The sequence below is a fragment of the Promicromonospora kroppenstedtii DSM 19349 genome, assembly GCF_000515355.1.
Taxonomy (GTDB): Bacteria; Actinomycetota; Actinomycetes; order Actinomycetales; family Cellulomonadaceae; genus Promicromonospora; species Promicromonospora kroppenstedtii.
Genome location: NZ_KI911588.1, coordinates 1 through 1,073 on the forward strand (window position 1 = coordinate 1; position 1,073 = coordinate 1,073).

A 1,073-nucleotide genomic window follows, 5' to 3' on the forward strand; every position below is an offset into this window, starting at 1 on the left:
GTCTCGCGGAGGGAGCTGTCGGGGAGCATGCCGTTGAGTGCCATGTTCGCTAGGCCCTTCTGTTTTGGGTATGAGAAAGGCCCGCTCCCCGGGAGGAGAGCGGGCCTTGCGGTGAGGGTGGATCAGGCGGGCGGAGCGGGGGCCAGGATCTGGCTCACTCCGAGGCCCCGCCGGACCTGTGCCGACACGAGCGGGGAGTCGGCCAGCAGCGCGAGGAGCGCTTCGAGCGCGGGCTCCAGGACAGGCGCGGGGAAGTAGCCGTAATCGCCCGTGTTGGGGATCTTGGCCGTGGCGTACACCGGGCCCTCCGCCGTCTGTAGCGTGAGCTCCACGACGTAGGTGTACAGGTCGCTCGTGTGTTCAGTGTCCGGGTCGGGGGTCGGGGCAGACCATGCCATGCGGGCTCTCCCTTGGGGTTGAGGTCAGTGGAGTCAGAGGAGGTAGTTGATGGACGACAACGAGACGTTGACGCTCGCCGAGGTGCGGTGCCCGTTCATCTGAATCCGCCCGTCGTCAAGTACGCGGAGACGGGCGGCGACGGCTGTGCCTACGTAGAGGAAGCCGTCGCGGTAGGTCCCCGCCTCCGGACGGGCGGCGACCGATGTCGGGATCTGCACGGGGAACGTGTTGCCCGATGTCCCGGAGGTCCCGGCGGCCGTCCCCTTGAAGTAGACGGCGTCCCCGATGCGGCGCACCGAGGGGCGGTTTCCCGCCTCTGCGGAGAACCCCGACAGGACCATCATTGCCACCCACCCGGTGTCGTACGCTGACGTAAACTTGCCCGTGGCGTCGAACTCCAGCGGCCCCAGCGCCCCGACCCGTCGCCGCGGACCTCGAAGATCGACTTCGTTGAGTCCGACGGCATGGTCCGCGCCGAGCGCATACGCGCGGGCGTGGCGCCCGGGAAGTTGGACACCGACGGCGGGGCAGTGCCCCGAGGTGACCAGGAGAGTTCCCCGGTCCCGGATCGCGCTGGTGTAGTTGACGGACTCCTGGAGCCACATCCCAGACCCCGGAGGCAGGCGGTGCTGCTCCGGTCTTCCCGTAGATGCGGGAGATGTTCGGGTCGTCAG

The 1,073-nt window shown here is 68.4% G+C and carries 2 protein-coding genes; both read right to left on the reverse strand.

What is annotated here, in order from left to right; all coding sequences use genetic code 11:
* Positions 1-122 precede the first annotated feature (122 nt).
* Entirely contained in the window at positions 123-398 is a 276-nt protein-coding gene (locus PROKR_RS02640; RefSeq protein ID WP_036959183.1) for a hypothetical protein, read from the reverse strand.
* Between the two features lie 33 nt (positions 399-431).
* On the reverse strand, positions 432-1,073 hold a 642-nt coding region (locus PROKR_RS02645; RefSeq protein ID WP_211240001.1), incomplete at its 5' end, for a hypothetical protein.